Genomic DNA, 18,918 nt, shown 5'->3' with positions numbered 1-18,918 from the left:
TTCATCTCCAGGAAGAGGGCGCGGTCGCGATCACGACGGCGTAGCGGGTGGTCTTGCGCGAGGGGTTGTAGTAGCTCATGGGCCGGTCGAGCACCATCGCAAGGCAGTCCCCGGTTTCGAGCCGGTGGCGCTCGTCGCCCAGCGTGAGTTCGATGACGCCGTCGAGCACCCACACCTGCTGGTGAATCAGGGGTTCGCGCGCCGCCGTTTCGTAGGCCACGCGGGCCTTCGGCGGGAACAGCACTTCGACGATCTGGATGGGCGACGCGAAGCCGCCCGGCGACACGTTGCGCCGCACGTAGCCGGAGTGCGGGTCGCGCCACTGCAGCTGGCTGGCCAGGCGCGACACCGGATCGGCGGCGGGCGCGGGCGCCTCGAACAGCGAGGCCAGCGACACGCCGAGGCCGGTTGCAAGCTTCTCGAGCAGCACGGCGGTGGGGCTGCTTTCGCCGCGCTCGATCAGGGAGATCATCGAGCGGCTCACGCCACAGTGCGTGGCCAGCGCATCGAGCGAGAGGCCTCGGGCCGCGCGCAGGTCACGCACGCGCTGGGCGATGCGGTCGTTGAGGCCGGACGGGGCTTCCGTTTCGGCCGACTCCTTGATTTCCTTCATATTGGATGAAATGTCCACCATAAAGGAAATTGCGTCAAGCCCGCCGGCAGGCTGCTCCGATCAGCGAGAAGGGCCGACCAGCGCGGCGCGTGCCGCCTCGGAGGGAAACACGCAGGCCACGTCGTGCGCGCAGCCCGGCACCATCACGACCTCCCGGCGCTTGTCCGGCGCGAGCAGCTTGCGGTCGTACTGCGCATAGGCCAGGCCGCGCTGCATGCGAAACGAGCCTTGCGCAAGCGCTGCGCAGGACTTGTCGAGCACGCGGTATGCCGTGCCCTTCGCGTCGTTGCTGTCCAGCGCGCCTTCGAGATAGCTGATGTCGGCCTGCACGTACTGCTGGCGCGCCTGCGCGGCGGTGCGCCCGAAGTAGGCGGGCAGGTCGTCGGTGCCGTATTTCCAGCGGTTCATCTGCGGGCACGCGGATGCGTCAGGCACAGAGAAGCCGGTCACGGAGGCGCCGTCGGGCGAGAGCTGCGGACGCACCGGATCGAAGTAGAGCCAGGTGCTTGGATCGGCCACCACGTAGCGCATCGCCGGCTTGCCCGCCGCCGCGCCGTCGTGCTGCGTGAAGGCGATGTAGCGCTGCACGAACTGCCCGCCCGCCGAGAAGCCCGCGACGGTGATGGTGCGCAGGCTGGGCCAGCGCTGCGCGATGTCGGCCACCAGCGCGTCCATCACCGCGAAGGACCCGACGCGGCTGCCCGAGGCCGAGCGCGCGCCTTCGAGCCAGGAGCCGCAGGTCCACAGCAGGTCGCCGGGCTGCGCGACGGGCACGCCCACCGTGTTGCAGCGTCCGGCCATCGCCTTGTCGGCCGCGACCTGGAAGAGCGGCGCGATCGCCAGCGTGTCGCCGAGCGTATCGGCGTTGCGAAGGGTGCGCAGCGCTGCCTCGAATGTCTTGTTGGCGTCGCGCAAATGGCCGTGCATGGCGATCAGCGCTTTCGTCGGCCCGGCGGTGGCGCCTGTCGCCGGTGCATCGGGATCGAGCGAGGAGTAGTAGTGCAGCGCGCCTCCGGCTCCTGGCGGTGTGAAGCTGCGGAAGCATTCAGCGGCGGCCGAATTCAAACAGGTGGAGCCATCGGCCGTTGCTGCATGCGTCGGCCAGGGCGCGATGCACGCGGCCGCGAGGGCCAAGGGAAAGAACCATCTGTAGCTGAGCATGTTCGTGCGACTCCCGGGATGGGACGAAACGCGGATTCTCTGCCCACCGCCCCCGACGAACCTGACTTTCCCGCTGCTTTACATAGCGATTTACTCTACCGAAGCGCCGTTCTTCGAACACAAATTCGGCATCGGGACGCGGATCATCCAACAATTCCCAGCACGAACCTTCCATGAACCCCGACCCTCTGCCCTCTTCCTTCGCGGCATTCGCCGACGGACTGCCGCCCGATCCCTCGCCGCTGCGCGCCCTCATCACAGCGGCCTGTCGCCGTCCCGAACCGCAGGCACTGCCACCGCTGCTCGCGCAGGCCCGGCTGCCCAAAGGCCAGGCAGAGGAAGCACAGGAACTCGCACACCGCATCGCGCAGCAATTGCGCGACCGCAAGAACGCGGGCGGCCGTGCCGGCCTCGTGCAGGGTCTGCTGCAGGAGTACGCACTGTCGTCGCAGGAAGGCGTGGCGCTGATGTGCCTGGCCGAGGCGCTGCTGCGCATTCCCGATGCCGAGACGCGCAACGCGCTGATCCGCGACAAGATCGCGCACGGCCAGTGGCAGTCGCATGCGGGCCGCAGCCCCTCGGTGTTCGTCAACGCCGCGACCTGGGGCCTGCTGCTGACGGGCAAGCTGGTGGCCACGCACAGCGAAACCAGCCTGTCGACCGTGCTCACGCGCCTGATCGGCAAGGGCGGCGAGCCGCTGATCCGCAAGGGCGTGGACATGGCGATGCGCATGATGGGCGAGCAGTTCGTCACCGGCGAGACTATCGCCCAGGCGCTGGGCAACGCGCGCACGCTGGAGGCCGAGGGCTTTCGCTATTCGTACGACATGCTCGGCGAAGCGGCGCTCACGATGGACGATGCAAGGCGCTACCGCGTCGCCTACGAAGAAGCGATCCACGCGATCGGCAGGGCCTCGAACCACCGCGGCGTGTACGAGGGCCCGGGCATCTCGATCAAGCTCTCTGCGCTGCACCCGCGCTACAGCCGGGCGCAGTACACACGCGTGATGGCCGAGCTGTATCCGGTGCTGCGCGAACTCGCGTTGCTGGCGCAGCAGTACGACATCGGCCTGAACATCGACGCCGAGGAAGCCGACCGCCTCGAACTCTCGCTCGACCTGCTGGAGCGGCTGTGCTTCGAGCCGGCGCTCGCGGGCTGGCACGGCATCGGCTTCGTGATCCAGGCGTACCAGAAGCGCTGCCCCTTCGTGATCGATTTCGTGATCGATCTCGCGCGCCGCAGCCGGCACCGGCTGATGGTGCGACTGGTAAAGGGCGCCTACTGGGACAGCGAGATCAAGCGCGCGCAGATCGACGGGCTCGACGGCTATCCGGTCTACACGCGCAAGGCCTACACCGACGTGTCGTACCTCGCCTGCGCGCGCAAGCTGCTCGATGCGCCTGATGCCGTCTACCCGCAGTTCGCGACCCACAACGCCCACACGCTGGCCGCGATCTACACGGCGGCGGACCCATCGCGCTATCAGCCGGGTCAGTACGAGTTCCAATGCCTGCACGGCATGGGCGAGCCGCTGTACGAGCAGGTGGTCGGCCCGCTCGGGCGGCCCTGCCGCATCTATGCGCCGGTGGGTACGCACGAGACGCTGCTGGCCTACCTGGTGCGCCGCCTGCTGGAGAACGGCGCCAACACCTCGTTCGTGAACCGCATCGCGGACCCGTCGATCCCGCTCGATGCGCTGGTGGAAGACCCGGTCGCCACGGTCGAGCGCATGGCTGCGCAGGAAGGCACGATGGGCCTGCCGCATCCGGCGATTGCGCTGCCCGCGGCGCTGTACGGCAGCCAACGCGCCAACTCGCGCGGCTTGGACCTGGCAAACGACGACAGCCTTCGCGCACTGGGCCATGCGCTTGCCGGCAGCGCCCACCAAAACTGGCGCGCGGCGCCGATGCTCGCGCAAGCCGTGCCGCATGGCGAGGCGGCCGATGTCGCCAATCCCGCCGACCACCGCGACATCGTCGGACAGGTGCAGGAAGCCACGCTGGCCGACGTCGAATCGGCCATTGCCCAGGCCCATGGCATCGCTGCGGCATGGGCCGCCACGCCACCCACCGAACGCGCCGCCCTGCTCGAGCGCGCCGCCGGCAAGCTCGAGGAAGGCATGCCTCGGCTGCTCGGCCTGCTGGCGCGCGAGGCCGGAAAGACGTACGCCAACGCCGTCGCCGAAGTGCGCGAGGCCGTCGACTTCCTGCGCTATTACGCGGCGCAGGCGCGCAGCGATTTCTCGAACGACACGCACCGCACACTCGGCCCGATGGTCTGCATCAGCCCATGGAACTTTCCGCTGGCGATTTTCACCGGTCAGGTGGCGGCTGCGCTCGCGGCGGGCAATCCGGTGCTGGCCAAGCCGGCCGAGCAAACGCCGCTGGTCGCGGCCGAGGCGGTGCGCGTGCTGTGGGAGGCCGGCGTGCCACGCGCCGCGGTGCAGTTGCTGCCCGGCCGAGGTGAAACGGTGGGCGCCGCGCTGGTGGCGGATGCGCGCGTGCAGGGCGTGATGTTCACCGGCTCGACGGAGGTCGCGCGCATCCTGCAGAAGACGGTCTCGCAGCGGCTGGGCGCACACGGCGCACCCGTGCCGCTCATCGCGGAGACCGGCGGGCAGAACGCGATGATCGTCGACTCGTCGGCGCTCGTGGAGCAGGTGGTCGCGGACGTGATGGCCTCGGCCTTCGACAGCGCCGGCCAACGCTGCTCTGCGCTGCGCGTGCTGTGCGTGCAGGAGGAAGCGGCCGACCGGCTGGTCGAGATGCTCAAGGGCGCGATGGCCGAAGCCTGCATCGGCAACCCGGCGCGGCTGGCCGTCGACGTCGGCCCGGTGATCGATGCCGAGGCGCGCGACGGCATCGAGCGCCACATCGCGGCCATGCGCTCGAAGGGCCGCAAGGTCTTTCGCCAGGGCCGCGAGTACGCGCACGACACGCGCAACGGCACCTACGTGATGCCGACGCTGATCGAACTCGACAGCATCGCGGAACTGCAGCGCGAAGTGTTCGGACCGGTGCTGCACCTCGTGCGCTACCGCCGCCGCGACCTCGGCGCGCTGGTCGGGCAGATCAACGGCACGGGCTACGGCCTGACGCTGGGCGTGCACACGCGCATCGATGAAACCATCGCGCAGATCGTGGAGAACGCCAAGGCGGGCAACGTCTATGTGAACCGCAACATCGTCGGCGCAGTGGTGGGCGTGCAGCCGTTCGGCGGCGAGGGCCTGTCGGGCACCGGGCCGAAGGCCGGCGGTCCGCTGTACATGCTGCGCATGCTGTCGACGCGGCCGGACGATGCGTTGGCGCGCGCGGTGGCGGCTGACGCTGCGGCGCCGCGAACCGCGCTGTCGGCCCTGTCGCGCTGGGCAGAAGCAAACGGCCGCCCCATGCTGGCGGCGCAATGCGCGCGCTTTGGCGGACAGTCGCGCTCGGGCAGTTCGCGCACGCTGGCCGGCCCGACCGGCGAGCGCAACGTCTACACGCTGGAACCGCGTGAAGCGGTGCTGTGCCTGGCCGATGCGGAAGCGGACCGGCTTTCGCAACTGGCCGCCGTGCTGTCGGTGGGCAGCACCGCGATCTGGCCCGTCGATGCTTCTGCGCCAAGCCTTCGCGCGACGCTGCCGTCCGAAGTTCAGCAGTGCGTGGCCATCGCGAACGACTGGACGTCCGACACGGTGGTGTTCGACGCCGCGCTGCACCACGGCAGCACGCAAAGCCTGTCGGGCGTGATGCAGCGCATCGCAGCGCGGCCCGGCCCGATCGTCGGCGTGCGCGGCTTCGCGCCCGGCGATACGGACATCCCGCTCGAAAGCCTCGTGGTAGAGCGCGCGCTCAGCATCAACACGGCTGCGGCCGGAGGCAACGCGAGCCTGATGACGATCGGCTGAGCGTCGCCACCTCCCTCTATTTGTCGAACGCAGGATCGACAGGCACGCGGTAGCCGTTCACCAGCCGGTTGGTCTCGTTGGCCATGCCGACCACGGCCATGAGTTCGGCAAACATCGCGGGCGTCATGCCGGCCTTCTCGGCACCGGCGTGATGGCTCGCGATGCAGTAGCCGCAGTTGTTGGTGACGCTCACGGCGAGATAGACCATTTCCTTCACGACCGGATCGAGCGCGCCGGGCGCCATCACTTCCTTGAGGCTGCTCCAGGTGCGCCTGAGCGTGGCCGGGTCGTTGGCGAGGTACTTCCAGAAGTTGTTGACGTCCGGTACGTTGCGCGTGGTCCTGATGTCGTCGAAGACCGCCCTGACTTCCTCGGAAGCAGTGGCGTATTCGATGGGCTGGGGTTTCATGCAAAAAGCTCCTGGTGTCGAAGGCCGTTGTCCTTGAAAACGCCCCGAGCCTGGTTCGGGACTCTCCGTAACCAGGCTCGGGGCTGCACTGCTTCTCGGCGCGGCCGCATCCGGCCGCGCGCGATCACTTCAGGTCGAAGCGGTCGAGGTTCATCACCTTGGTCCAGGCGGCCACGAAGTCCCGCACGAAGAGCTGCTGCGAATCGCCGGCTCCATAGACTTCCGCGACCGCGCGGAGCTGGGAGTTGGAGCCGAACACGAGGTCGGCCACGGTGCCCGTCCACTTGAGCGCGCCGGTCGTGCGGTCGCGTCCCTCCAGCACGCCGTCGGCCGCCGCGGACTTCTTCCACCCGGTGTTCATGTCGAGCAGGTTCACGAAGAAGTCATTGCTCAACGTCTCCGGGCGCTTGGTGAAGACGCCGTTGCCGGACTGTCCGACATTCGCATTCAGCACGCGCAGGCCACCGACCAGCACCGTCATCTCGGGCGCGGTCAGGGTCAGCAGCTGCGCCTTGTCGAGCAGCAGCCCGGCAGCGGCCGCGCCATCGATCCCCTTGCGGAGGTAGTTGCGGAAACCGTCGGCCTGCGGCTCCAGGGGCGCGAAGGAAACGGCGTCGGTCTGCTCCTGCGAAGCGTCCATGCGCCCTGGCGAGAAGGACACCGTCACGTCCTGCCCGGCCTTCTTCGCCGCGGCCTCCACGGCCGCGTTGCCGGCCAGCACGATCAAGTCGGCGAGCGAGATCTTCTTGCCGCCGGACTGCGCGCCGTTGAACTCCTTGCGGATGCCTTCGAGCGTCTCGAGCACCTTCGCCAGTTGGGCCGGCTGGTTGGCCTCCCAGTCCTTCTGCGGTGCGAGGCGGATGCGCGCCCCGTTGGCGCCGCCGCGCTTGTCGCTGCCGCGGAAGGTCGAGGCCGAGGCCCAGGCCGTGCCCACGAGTTGCGCAATGCCCAGGCCCGAAGCCAGGACCTTGGCCTTCAGCGCCGCGACGTCCTTGTCGTCGACCAGCGGATGGTCCACGGCAGGGATCGGGTCCTGCCAGATCAGCTCTTCCATCGGCACCAGCGCGCCGAGGTAGCGCGGACGCGGACCCATGTCGCGGTGCGTCAGCTTGAACCAGGCGCGGGCGAACGCATCGGCGAATTCCTGCGGGTTCGCCAGGTAGCGGCGCGAGATCTTCTCGTAGGCCGGGTCCATGCGCATGGCCATGTCGGCAGTGGTCATCATCGGGGCGTGGCGCCTGGCCGGGTCATGCGCGTCGGGCACGGTGTCCGCGCCGGTGTTGCCCTTGGGCTTCCACTGGTGCGCGCCGGCGGGGCTCTTGGTGAGCTCCCATTCGTAGCCGAACAGCGTCTCGAAGTAGCTGTTGTCCCACTTGGTGGGCGTGGGGGTCCAGGCGCCTTCGATACCGCTGGTGGTGGCGTGGACGCCGATGCCGCTTTCGAAGCTGTTCTTCCAGCCAAGGCCCAGTTCCTCGATGTCGGCACCCTCGGGTTCGGCGCCGACCTTCGTGGGGTCGCCTGCACCGTGGGCTTTGCCGAAGGTGTGGCCGCCTGCTGTCAGCGCCACGGTCTCTTCGTCGTTCATGGCCATGCGGGCGAAGGTTTCGCGGATGTCGCGCGCCGAGCCGAGCGGGTCGGGGTTGCCGTTCGGCCCTTCGGGGTTCACGTAGATCAGGCCCATCTGCACCGCGGCGAGCGGATTGGCGAGCTCGCGGTCGCCGCTGTAGCGCTCGTCGGCCAGCCATTTGCCTTCGGGGCCCCAGTAGATGTCCGCTTCGGGCTCCCAGATGTCGGGGCGGCCGCCGGCAAAGCCGAATGTCTTGAAGCCCATCGACTCCAGCGCGACGTTGCCGGTCAGGATCATCAGGTCGGCCCATGAAATCTTGCGGCCGTATTTCTGCTTGATCGGCCACAGCAGCCGGCGCGCCTTGTCGAGGTTGCCGTTGTCGGGCCAGCTGTTGAGGGGCGCGAAGCGCTGCGCACCGTTGCCCGCGCCGCCGCGGCCATCGGACGTGCGGTACGTGCCCGCGGAATGCCAGGCCATGCGGATGAACAGGGGGCCGTAGTGGCCGTAGTCGGCGGGCCACCAGTCCTGCGAATCGGTCATCAGGGCGTGGAGATCGGCGATCACTGCATCGAGGTCGAGGCTCTTGAACTCCTCGGCGTAGTCGAAGGCCTCACCCATGGGATTGGACTTGGCGGAGTGCTGGTGCAGGAGGTTCAGGTTGAGCTGGTTGGGCCACCAACCTGCATTGGCCGGGGCACCGGCCATGGAATGCGTGCGCGCATGGCCCGGGAAGGGGCACTTTGTTTCATCGGACAAGGGGTTCTCCTTTGGTTGACGATCGCTCGGGGATCGGGGGCAGTCTAGATTTGGACTGGCCCATTCATCAACCAAATTGAGCAAATTGAACTCATAGCAACTTGCTATGACCCCCCCTTTTCCCTTTTCCCTTTCCCGACGCGACAAAGCGCCACGCGGGCTTTCACAGCCCGCGTGGCGCATCGTTCTTCCGTGCCGGATGGCGCAACAACTCTCAGGCCGTGGCGCCGAATTCCTCCGTCAGTTCCTCCTTGCGCGCCGCCAGCTGCTCGCGCATGGCCATCAGGTCCAAACCGCGGGCGGCACGCGCCTTCACGAAGATCTCGTTGCGTTCTTCCTTCACGTGATGGTCGATGTATTCGCCCAGCACGATGACCTTGGCGTCGAACTTGTCGTCGAACACGGTGGCTTCCTGGATCTGCGCGATCAGGTCCTTGGCGCTCGCGTGCTCCACCTCGGCCTCGTCGAGCAGGTCCGTTTCCTTGATGGCCTCGCGCAAGGCGGGGTAGAAAATCTCTTCCTCGATCTGCGCGTGGACGGTGAGTTCCATGCAGATCTCCTTGGCGAGTTCGCGCTTCTTGTCCTCCGCGGAGGCGGCGCGCGACTGAGTGAGTTCCTCATATTGCTTGAACAGCTTCTTGACGTTGCGGTGGTCGGTGTCCAGAAGGCTGCAGGCATCGGGCTCTGCGCGTCGGGAAGTAGGCATCATGGGCTCCATGTTGAGTTGTGGGGAGCTCGAAAGATGGGACGGTGCTCCCGGCCGGTGCGTAGGAAAACTTCGTGTCTGCATAGCGGCGCCGATTACCCGTTGCAACAGGTGGCGACATCGCGGGGTTTACCCACGCGCCGCGTCGATCACGGCCTTCGCGAAGGCCTCGGGCGCTTCCTGCGGCAGGTTGTGGCCGACGCCGCCGCTGACCAGCCGATGCTCGTAGCGGCCCGAGAACTTCTTCGCATAGGCACCGGGTTCCGGATGCGGCGCGCCGTTGGCGTCGCCTTCCAGCGTGATGGTCGGCACGCCGATCACGGGTGCCTTGGCGAGCCGGTTCTCCAGCGCCTGGTACTTCGCCTCGCCGTCTGCCAGGCCGAGGCGCCAGCGGTAGTTGTGGACCGTGATGGCCACGTGGTCGGGGTTCTCGAGTGCCAGGGCGCTGCGCTCGAACGTGGCCGCATCGAAGTTCCACTTCGGTGATGCGATCTGCCAGATGAGCTTGGCGAAGTCGTGGCGGTTCTTCTCGTAGCCCGCGCGGCCGCGCTCGGTCGCGAAGTAGTACTGGTACCACCACTGCAACTCGGCCTGCGGCGGCAGCGGGGTCTTGCCGGCCTCCTGGCTGCCGATCAGGTAGCCGCTGACCGACACCAGCGCCTTCACGCGCTCCGGCCACAGCGCGGCCATGATGCATGCCGTGCGCGCGCCCCAGTCGCAGCCGGCGACAGTGGCAGCCTGGATCTTCAGCGCATCCATCAGCGCGATGATGTCGACGGCGACCACCGACTGCTGCCCGTTGCGCGGCGTGTCGGCAGACAGGAAGCGCGTGGTGCCGTACCCGCGCAGGTACGGCACGATCACGCGCAAGCCCGCGGCGGCAAGCTGCGGTGCGACGTCGACGAACATGTGGATGTCGTAGGGCCAGCCGTGAAGAAGGATCACGGGGGCACCGTCGGCCGGCCCTGCCTCGAAATACCCGATGCTGAGGCCGCCGGCCTCGATGCTCTTGAGCGGCTCGAGGCGCCTGGTGCTGCCTGCGCCGGCGGTTTGAGCGAAAGCGGGCACGGTCGAAACCAGCTGGGCGGCGGCGATGCCGAGCGCCGCCTTGCCGAGGAACGAGCGGCGGGGCAGCGATTGGAAAACGGTCATTGAGATCTCCTGGATCCGAAGTGATTGAAAGACGCACCAGTGGCGGATTGCATGCGCTGTCCGAAACTGATGCGCGATTGTTCGGCGCGGAGGCAGGCGGGCGATCGGCTTTCGTATGCCTCTGTATCCGGGCCCGGCTTCGCCAACACTAAATTTCAATCGCAGGGCTCGCCAGGCAAGTCGTTTGCAAATTAATGTCGCAAGGCGGGCCCCTGACACACGCGCATACAGAGAAAGCCGGCTGGCCGGGGTGCCGCTCCTAGATTCGACGTCGTTGGTTTTCAGCCGACTCTTGTTTTTCTCTCTCAACGTCGAACCAAGGAAAGATCGTCATGACAAAGTTTTCCCGCCGCATCGGCATGGGCCTGATCGCCAGTGCCGCCGGCCTGGCCGCTCTCGCGCCACTGCAATCCTTCGCACAACCGGCTGCGGCCGCGCAGCCACCCAAGCCCACGGTCGTGCTCGTGCACGGGGCGTTCGCGGATTCGTCCAGCTGGGACGGCGTGGTGCGCAGACTGCAGGCTCGGCACTACCCGGTGATCGCCGCCGCGAACCCGCTGCGCGGGCCCAGGTTCGATGCCGCCGCAGTCGCCGGCATCGTCGATTCGATCAAGGGACCGGTCGTCCTCGTCGGCCATTCGTACGGGGGCTCGGTCATCTCGGCGGCCGCCAGCGGGAAGGCCAATGTCAAGGCGCTGGTCTTCGTGGCGGCGTTCGCGCCCGAAGCCGGCGAGACGGCGATCGGCCTCACCGGTAAATTCCCGGGCAGCACGCTCGGCCCGACGCTCGCCCCGGCGGTACCGCTGGCCGATGGCGGCAAGGACCTGTACATCCAGCAGGACAAGTTCCCCGCCCAGTTCGCGGCCGACGTGCCGCTGGCGAAGGCGCACCTGATGGCCGTGGGGCAGCGCCCGATCGCCGAGGCCGCGCTGAACGAGCCGGCCGAGACGCCGGCCTGGAAGTCGGTGCCCTCGTGGTTCGTCTACGGTGATCGCGACAGGAACATTCCGCCCGCAGCGATGGCCTTCATGGCCGAGCGCGCGAAAGCGGTGAAGACAGTGGTGGTCAAGGGTGGGTCACACGTCGTGATGACGTCGCAGCCCGATGCGGTGATGAAGGTGATTGCCGAGGCGGCTGCGCAAGGCTCCTCGTTCCAGCTGGGCGCGCGCTAGCGCTTCGGCAGGATCCTTGGAGTAGCGCTCATAGGCCAACCGCATCGATCACTTGTCGTTCGTGGCCGGCGACTGGCCAAACCGACTCATGGCGCAGTCGCCCTGCCCTCTGCTGGAGCGGGAGCAGGCGCAGCGGCCGTATCGGGGGCCGGGACAGTGGAAACACCCTGCGCCTCGGCGGCGGCCTCCTGGGCCCGCATTGCGCGGTCGTACCCGGCGCGCTGCTGCAGGCGCTGCCAATAGGCCTGGACGGCCGGCGTGAAGCGCGATGCGAGTCCCAGGTGCTGGGCCAGCAGCAACGCATAGCCGACGGACACGTCGGCAGCGGTGAAACGGCCGGCACACAGGTACTGTTGTTCGGCGAGGATCGGCTCCAGGGTTCGCAGCCTCGCCAGGAACCATTTCGCATAGTCGTCCGCGACGGTGGGCTGCCGCCGGTGATCGGGCTCGAAGCGGGCGTAGCGAAGCACCAGCGTCTGGGGAAACGTGAGCGTGGCCTCCCCGAAATGGAGGAAGTTGAGGTAGTTGCCGTAGCCTTCTTCCGCCGGCTCCACTTGCAACTGCGTCGGGGCGCTCAGCGCGCAGAGGTACTGGCAAATGGCAGCCGACTCGGTCATGCGCGTCGCGCCGTCGATCATCAACGGGATGGTGCCCAGCGGATTGATGTCGAGGTAGGAACGGGCCAGCAGGCGCGGCGGAAAGGGCAGCATCAGCAGCTCATAGGGCAGGCCCAGCTCCTCGAGCATCCAGAGCGCACGAAACGAACGTGCGCTCACGCAGTGGTACAGGGTGATCATCGAACGGCTCGCATTGTTTCAGTGAGGAATGGCTCTTGCCAGGATCAGGCGAGCATAAGCCCCGACATCGCCTGCGAATGCCAAGACCGTTCGGTTGGCCCACGGCGCTCAGTCCAGCGTCGCCCCCGACTGCTTCACAAGCTTCTGATGCTTCGCGAGTTCCGACTTGAAGAAGGCCGGCGCAAGATCCGGCCCTGTATCGAGAATCGTGAGCCCTTGCGCGGCCATCGCCGATTGCGCCTCGGGCGAGGCAAGTGCTGTCTTGATCGCGGCGTAGTCGGCATCGACGATGCTCTTGGGCAATCCGCCCGGACCGATGAGCGCAATCCAGGCGTCGAAGCTGTAGCCGGACACGCCGGCTTCCGCCACGGTCGGCACATCGGGCAAGGCTGCCGAACGCGCCGGGGTCGACACGGCCAGCGCGCGCAGCGCACCGGCCTTGACCTGCGGCGCGACCTGCGAGATCGAAACGAAGGCCAGCTGCACCTGGCCGCCGATCAGGTCGGTGATGAGCGGGCCGGTGCCGCGATAAGGCACGTGCTTCATCGCGATGCCGGTCTCGCTGACGAGCAACTCGCTCGCAAGATGCAGCGTACTGCCGTTGCCCGCCGACCCGTAGTTGAGTTTGTCGGGGTTGGCCTTGGCATAGGCCAGCAGCTCCTTGACGGTCTTGACCGGCAACGCCGGGTTGACCACGAGCACCACCGGCACCGTGGCGAGCACGGCGATCGGCGTGATGTCCTTCAGGCTGTCGTACGGAATGGTCTTGTAGATACCCGGATTGATCACGTGATTCGACGAAATCATGCCGAGCGTGAGACCGTCCTTCGGGGCCTTCACGAGCTGGCTGGTGCCGGGAATACCGCCTGCACCGACGATGTTCTCCACGACGATCGCGTGCCCTGTCGCCTTGCCGAAGCCCGGCGCGATGGCGCGTGCCACCGCATCGACGGTGGAACCCGCAGCCAGCGGCACGATCATTCGCAGCGGCTTGTCGGACTGCGCCAGCGCGGTGCCGAGGCAGCTCACTGCGAGAAGTGCCGCGAGCGCGGTGCGACGGAAAAGAATCGGGGTCATGGGTCTTGTCTCCTGATATTTGGGGGCGGTGAATTCAGGTGTAGCGCTGGCGCAGCGTCTCGAATGACACGAGCTCCCCGGCAATCGCGCTGGCGGCCACGGTCGGGGGACTGGCAAGCCAGACCTGGCCGGGCCCGCCGCGCCCCGGGAAGTTGCGGTTGATAGCACTGACGGTGACCTGATCGGCACGGACCGAACCGCCGGGCCCGCAGTTGCCGCAGGCCCCGCACGACGGTTGCAGCATGCGTGCGCCGACCTTCTCGAACGCTTCCATGTAGCCCTGTTCGATGCAGTGGTCCCGAACGGCCGTGGTGCCGAACTGAAGGAACAGCTGCACGCCGGACGCGACTTTCAGGCCGCGCTCAGCCGCCCAGCGCAACACCGCGTGGTAATGGTCGAAGTCTTCCCGCTTGCCGGCGGTGCAGGAGCCGCCGTAGGCAATGTCGATCCGCACCGGCGCAGCCACCTCGCGCAACGGCAGGCCGTTGCCGGGATCACCGGGCCGCGCCACCATCGGCGGCACCGCGGCGCAGTCGACGTGCAGGGTCTCGGCATATGCGGCGCCCTCGTCGCTCGCCATCCATGGCTCCAGCACGAATTCAACGCCACGGCGCTCGCGCAGGAAGCGCACGGTTTCCGCGTCGGGTGCGACGATGCCGGTGAAGCCGCCGAGCTCCGCCGTCATGTTGGTGAGCGTCGCGCGTTCGTCGGTCGACAGCGCCGCAATGGACTCGCCGCAAAACTCGAACACCTTGCCGACGCCGTTGCCGTCGCGAATGAGCGGCAGCGCCAGCAGATGCAGCACGATGTCCTTGGCCGTGACACCGGGCGGGATGCGCCCGTCGAGCACGATGCGCAGCGACTGCGGCACGGTGAGCCGCACCGCGCCTGTCACGAAGGCATTCGCCATGTCGGTGGTACCGACGCCGAATGCCACGCAGCCGAGCGCGCCACTGTGCGGCGTGTGCGAATCGGTGCCCACCACCAGTTGGCCCGGCAGCGCGTAGTGCTCGGCCACCATCGCGTGCGAGATGCCGGCGACGTTGCTGCCGTCATCGGCGGCCGCCTCTGCTTCGGTCAGCGTGCGGTGCGAGCGCAGGCCGTAGGCGGCGACGAACTCGCGTTGCGCCTCGACCATGCGGTGCACGTTCGGTACCAGCCCGCCGCGCACGTGCGCCGGGCTTTCCTCGACATAGGACGTGTGGTCTTCGAACACGACGATCGATGCCGGGTCGCGCAACGCCAGGGGGCGGCCGAAGGTCGCGTGCAGCATGTGCGCCGCCATGCCGGTGTAGTACTCGTGGATGAATCGTCGATCGGCTCGCACGAAAGCACCGTCGCCGGGCGTGGGGTGGGCCTCGGTGAGTTCGGTGGCGAGCGCATGGCGCGCCACGATTTTCTCGAACAGCGTGCGCGGGCGCCCGTCCCCGGCGACCGGTGCCGAGGCGATGTTGCGCATGAACTGCTGGCCGAAGCGCAGCAGGCCGCCGCTCCCGAGAATGGCGGCCGCCAGCGCGTCGCGGCCGGCCACAAGGTCTTCCAGCGGTATCGCCTCGCCGGCCTGAATGCGCGAGACCAGGCCGAAGTCGGTCGAAGTGAACAGGCCGATGTTGTCGGCGTTCTGGCGGTAGATGCGCTCGAAGCTTTCGGCGATCACCAGCCGCACCCCGGCCAGCTTCTCGGCCGCCGGGCTGTGCTCGCGCGACGAGCCTTTGCCGTAGCGCTTGCCGGCGACCACGACCTCGATGCCGTGCCCGCGGATCGCGTCGATGCCTATGGGTGTCGCCTCGCCCGCGCGAAAGCCGGTGTAGGGGTAGCTGCCCAGCTTGTCGTCGTAGTGCGTGAGGATCGGCAGCGGCGTGATCTCATCGGTCGAGACGTCGTCGCGCAGCGGGCGGGCCGCGTCGAGCGTCACGGGTTCGCCCTGCAGGCTGCGGCCAACGACGTCGGCCGATTGGCTCAGGAAGAGGATGGCGGGGGCAAAGCGCTGCGGCGGCGTGCTGGCTGGCGAAATGGCTGGCATGCCCAATGATCATGGCCGCGCCGCATGCCTGAAAGCGCCGATACGGCAAACCGGCTCTCTCCAAATGCGAGATCCGGAGTTACCCGCGAAGCGCCTCGATCAGGGCCGCCACGGCGCGACGGCGCGGCGACTTGCGCAGCGCGTACAGGTGCAGGTCGCGCGCGGCCCAGGGCTCATCGAGCGGACGCCGTGCAAAACGGGCATTGCCAGCGTAGGCCGCCGCCGCGCTCTGGGGAATCACGGCAATGCCGAGTCCGGCTTCGACCATGCGGCAGACCGCATCGAAGCTGCTGACGGACACGGTCGGTGCAAACGGGTGGTGCAGCGCGGCTGCGCGCTCGTGCAGGGAACGGTCCAGCGCGCCGCCCTGGTGAACGCCGATCAAGGGGTGTTCGAGCGCTTGCGCAAAACTCAGCGACTTGCGTTTGGCCAGCGCATGGCCGGCCGGCAGCACCACCAGCAACGGGTCCGTTGCGAATCGCCACGACTCGAGCCCCGCCGGCACCTGCACCTCGACCCCGACGCCCACGTCGGCACGGTCGTCGAGGCAGGCACGCACAACATCGCGCGTGTCCAGTTCCTGCAGCGACACCTCGACCTGCGGGAAAGACGTCATGAAAGATTGCAACCGTTCCGGCAGGAAACCGATCACCGCCGACATGTTGGCGTACAGCCGGACCGTACCGCGCACCGCATCGCCCACGGTCTGGACTTTGCGCACGAGCGCCTGCAGGTCGGCGTCGATCTGCTCGCCGCCCGCCAACACCACATGGCCGGCATCGGTGAGCTCGATGCCGCGCGGCGAACGGATCAGGAGCGTCGTGCCGAACGCATGTTCAAGGTCGGCAAGTCGCCTGCTCAGCGCAGACGGTGCAATGTGTTCCTGCCCGGCCGCGCGAACAATGGATCCCGCCCGGGCAACGGAAACGAACAACCTGACACTGTAGGGATCGACGCGACGGGCCACGAGATGCGCTTGCAAATCCGCATTGTTGCAGCGTTGTGGCGCACGCGCGTTCGGTCCTGCTGGATCAGCAGGAAGCGCCCCGGCAAATTGCGGCGCGGCGAGCGGCCCTCACTCCACCGTCACGCTCTTCGCCAGGTTCCGCGGCTTGTCCACATCCGTCCCGCGCGCACACGCCGTGTGATACGCCAGCAGCTGCAGCGGCACCACGTGCAGGATCGGCGAAAGCGCGCCGTAGTGCTCCGGCATGCGGATCACGTGCAGCCCTTCGCCGCTCGCGATCTTCGTGTCGCCGTCGGCCAGCACATAGAGAACACCGCCGCGCGCACGCACTTCCTGCAGGTTGCTCTTGAGCTTTTCGAGCAGCGCATCGTTCGGTGCCACGGCCACCACGGGCATCTCGCTCGTGACCAGCGCGAGCGGGCCGTGCTTGAGTTCGCCGGCCGCATAGGCCTCGGCGTGGATGTAGGTCACTTCCTTGAGCTTGAGCGCACCTTCGAGCGCAATCGGGTAGTGCAGCCCGCGGCCGAGGAACAGGGCGTTGTCCTTGCGCGCGAAGTCCTCGGCCCAGCCGATGATCTGCGGCTCCAGCGCGAGCACCGACTGCAGCGCGACCGGCAGGTGCCGCATCTCCTTCAGGTAGCGCGCCTCGTCGGCATCGCTCAGCCTGCCCTTGGCCTGCGCGATGGCCAGCGTGAGCAGGAACAGGCCCGCGAGCTGCGTGGTGAAGGCCTTGGTCGACGCCACGCCGATCTCCACGCCCGCCCGCGTGATGTACGCCAGCTTGCACTCGCGCACCATCGCGCTGGTGGCCACGTTGCAGATGGTCAGCGTCTGTTCCATGCCCAATGAGCGCGCATGCTTCAGCGCGGCCAGCGTGTCGGCCGTCTCGCCCGACTGGCTGATGGTGACGACCAGCGTCTTCGGGTCGGGCACGGAGTCGCGGTAGCGGTACTCGCTCGCGATCTCGACCTGCGTGGAGATCTTCGCGATGCCCTCGAGCCAGTACTTGGCCGCGCAGCCGCTGTAGTAGCTGGTGCCGCACGCAAGGATGAGGATCTTGTCGATGTCCTGGAACACGCGGTACGCGCTCGCCCCGGTGGCGCCGTCTTGCCCGATGCCGTCGAACAGCTCGGGCACGATGCCTTCCACGCCTTCGAGCGTGTCGCCGATGGCGCGCGGCTGCTCGAAGATTTCCTTCTGCATGTAGTGGCGGTAGGGGCCGAGTTCGGCCGCGCCGCTGTGGGCCTGCACGGTGCGCACGGTACGGGTCACGGGCTTGTGGTTCCTGTCGACGATCCAGTACTTGCCGGGCTGCAGGTCGACCACGTCGCCTTCTTCGAGGTAGACGATCTGGTCGGTCACGCCGGCCAGGGCCATTGCGTCGCTGGCGAGGAAGTTCTCTCCGCCGTCCTTGCCTGCGCCGAGGATCAGCGGCGAACCCGCGCGCGCACCGACCACGCGCTGCGGTTCGTCGCGGCAGATCACGGCGATGGCGTAGGCGCCGTGCAGCTGCAGCACGGCGGCCTTCACGGCTTCGAACAGGTCGCCGTCGTAGAGGCTGTCGACGAGGTGAGCGATGACCTCGGTGTCGGTCTGGCTCTCGAACACGTAGCCCCTGGCTTCCAGCGCGGCGCGCAGGGCTTCGTGGTTTTCGATGATGCCGTTGTGCACGAGCGCGATGCGGCCCGGGCGCGCGGCTTGTGCGTCGGCGCCGGGACCATGGCTGAAATGCGGGTGTGCGTTGTGCACCGCCGGCGCGCCGTGCGTGGCCCAGCGCGTGTGGGCGATGCCGGTGAGGCCTTCGACCTTGTCGTCGCGCACCTGCGCCACGAGGTCGGCCACGCGCGAGGTGGTGCGCGCCCGCGTCAGGCCGCCGGCATGCACCGCCACGCCGCACGAGTCATAGCCGCGGTATTCCAGCCGCTGGAGGCCCTGGACCAGGACCGGAACGATGTTGCGATGGGACGCTGCCCCGACGATGCCGCACATGGTGAGCTGCCTTTGAATGGAGAGGAGCCTGCATGGTAGGCAGGCACAAAAGAAATATGCCCTCTTAATTTCGTTGATTTTGGACTTTTATTTCACCCAATACCACTGATGGATTTTTATTCCATAATTCCATCGAATATGGAATCAATATCGCTCGATTCAATAGACCTGCGCCTGCTCGACGCCCTGCAGCGCGACGCCTCGCAGACCAATCAGCGCCTGGCCGCCGATGTCGGCATCTCGCCGCCCACCTGCCTGCGGCGGGTACAGCGGCTGCGGGAGGAAGGGCTCATCGAACGCCAAGTCGCGCTGCTGTCGCCCGACCGGCTCGCCGCGGCGCTGGGCCACGGCCTGCAGGCGGTGATCGAGATTTCGCTGGACCGGCAGGACGCCGCGTCGCTCGACGCCTTCGAGGCGCGCGTGATCGCCGACGACGCGGTGCAGCAGTGCTGGCGCGTGTCGCCGGGGCCGGATTTCGTGCTGATCGTCGCGGCGCGCGACATGCCCGACTACGGCGCGCTCACGCAGCGCCTGTTCACGGCCGATGCGAACGTGCGCAACGTCAAGGCCTTCTTCAGCCTCAAGCGCGCGAAGTTCACCCCGCTGCTGCCATTGCAATAGGAGGACCCTTTCGTGAAA

At 67.5% G+C, this 18,918-nt stretch carries 13 protein-coding genes and 1 pseudogene; 3 read left to right on the top strand and 11 right to left on the bottom strand.

The features are described from left to right. Position 1 precedes the first annotated feature (1 nt). Together ASC92_RS00570 and ASC92_RS00565 are read right to left on the bottom strand one after the other, a co-directional pair. Positions 2 to 613 carry a helix-turn-helix domain-containing protein gene (locus tag ASC92_RS00570; RefSeq protein ID WP_056509152.1) on the bottom strand — a complete coding sequence of 204 codons (612 nt, stop codon included), beginning with the start codon at positions 611 to 613 and terminating at the stop codon, positions 2 to 4. A gap of 60 nt (positions 614 to 673) precedes the next feature. Continuing rightward, on the bottom strand, positions 674 to 1,774 hold the full coding sequence (locus tag ASC92_RS00565) for a hypothetical protein (protein WP_056509149.1): 1,101 nt from the start codon (positions 1,772 to 1,774) through the stop codon (positions 674 to 676). A 95-nt stretch (positions 1,775 to 1,869) separates the two neighbouring features. Between ASC92_RS00565 and putA the strand changes: the two are divergent. Further along, positions 1,870 to 5,664, top strand: a pseudogene (putA, locus tag ASC92_RS00560) (trifunctional transcriptional regulator/proline dehydrogenase/L-glutamate gamma-semialdehyde dehydrogenase); the annotation flags it as partial. Between the two features lie 16 nt (positions 5,665 to 5,680). On the opposite strand, the gene ASC92_RS00555 reads toward putA, so the two are convergent. The 4 genes from ASC92_RS00555 to ASC92_RS00540 form a co-directional block, all read right to left on the bottom strand. Next, positions 5,681 to 6,073, bottom strand: a complete 393-nt coding sequence (locus ASC92_RS00555) for a carboxymuconolactone decarboxylase family protein (RefSeq protein ID WP_056509144.1) — start codon at positions 6,071 to 6,073, stop codon at positions 5,681 to 5,683. A 124-nt stretch (positions 6,074 to 6,197) separates the two neighbouring features. Further along, entirely contained in the window at positions 6,198 to 8,396 is a 2,199-nt protein-coding gene (gene katG / locus ASC92_RS00550; RefSeq protein WP_056509142.1) for a catalase/peroxidase HPI, read from the bottom strand. Positions 8,397 to 8,610: 214 nt separating this feature from the next. Then, entirely contained in the window at positions 8,611 to 9,102 is a 492-nt protein-coding gene (locus tag ASC92_RS00545; RefSeq protein WP_056511693.1) for a hemerythrin domain-containing protein, read from the bottom strand. Positions 9,103 to 9,231: 129 nt separating this feature from the next. Then, a complete protein-coding gene (locus tag ASC92_RS00540; RefSeq protein WP_056509138.1) occupies positions 9,232 to 10,254 on the bottom strand; it encodes an alpha/beta fold hydrolase in 1,023 nt (340 codons plus the stop codon). A gap of 332 nt (positions 10,255 to 10,586) precedes the next feature. Between ASC92_RS00540 and ASC92_RS00535 the strand changes: the two genes are divergently transcribed. After that, positions 10,587 to 11,426 (top strand): alpha/beta fold hydrolase, encoded by an 840-nt coding sequence (locus tag ASC92_RS00535; protein ID WP_056509135.1) that lies wholly within the window; start codon positions 10,587 to 10,589, stop codon positions 11,424 to 11,426. Between the two features lie 86 nt (positions 11,427 to 11,512). Here ASC92_RS00535 and ASC92_RS00530 read toward each other — a convergent pair whose 3' ends face one another. The 5 genes from ASC92_RS00530 to glmS form a co-directional block, all read right to left on the bottom strand. Next, complete coding sequence (locus ASC92_RS00530; protein WP_056509132.1) at positions 11,513 to 12,223, bottom strand: glutathione S-transferase family protein; 711 nt, start codon at positions 12,221 to 12,223, stop codon at positions 11,513 to 11,515. A gap of 108 nt (positions 12,224 to 12,331) precedes the next feature. Further along, the gene (locus tag ASC92_RS00525; protein WP_056509129.1) at positions 12,332 to 13,300 is read right to left on the bottom strand and encodes a Bug family tripartite tricarboxylate transporter substrate binding protein; all 969 of its coding nucleotides are present in this window, start codon (positions 13,298 to 13,300) and stop codon (positions 12,332 to 12,334) included. A gap of 34 nt (positions 13,301 to 13,334) precedes the next feature. Beyond that, entirely contained in the window at positions 13,335 to 15,323 is a 1,989-nt protein-coding gene (locus ASC92_RS00520) for an aconitase family protein (RefSeq protein WP_056509126.1), read from the bottom strand. Between the two features lie 79 nt (positions 15,324 to 15,402). Continuing rightward, positions 15,403 to 16,305, bottom strand: coding sequence for a LysR family transcriptional regulator (locus tag ASC92_RS00515; RefSeq protein ID WP_056509123.1), 903 nt, complete (start codon positions 16,303 to 16,305; stop codon positions 15,403 to 15,405). A 93-nt stretch (positions 16,306 to 16,398) separates the two neighbouring features. Continuing rightward, complete coding sequence (gene glmS, locus ASC92_RS00510; protein WP_056509120.1) at positions 16,399 to 18,279, bottom strand: glutamine--fructose-6-phosphate transaminase (isomerizing); 1,881 nt, start codon at positions 18,277 to 18,279, stop codon at positions 16,399 to 16,401. 138 nt (positions 18,280 to 18,417) lie between these two features. Between glmS and ASC92_RS00505 the strand changes: the two genes are divergently transcribed. Then, positions 18,418 to 18,900 (top strand): Lrp/AsnC family transcriptional regulator, encoded by a 483-nt coding sequence (locus tag ASC92_RS00505; RefSeq protein WP_056509118.1) that lies wholly within the window; start codon positions 18,418 to 18,420, stop codon positions 18,898 to 18,900. Positions 18,901 to 18,918: the final 18 nt, after the last annotated feature.

This window comes from Variovorax sp. Root411 (assembly GCF_001425205.1).
GTDB lineage: Bacteria > Pseudomonadota > Gammaproteobacteria > Burkholderiales > Burkholderiaceae_C > Variovorax.
Note: the sequence above shows the minus strand (reverse complement) of the source record. Positions and strands in the feature narration are given on the sequence as shown.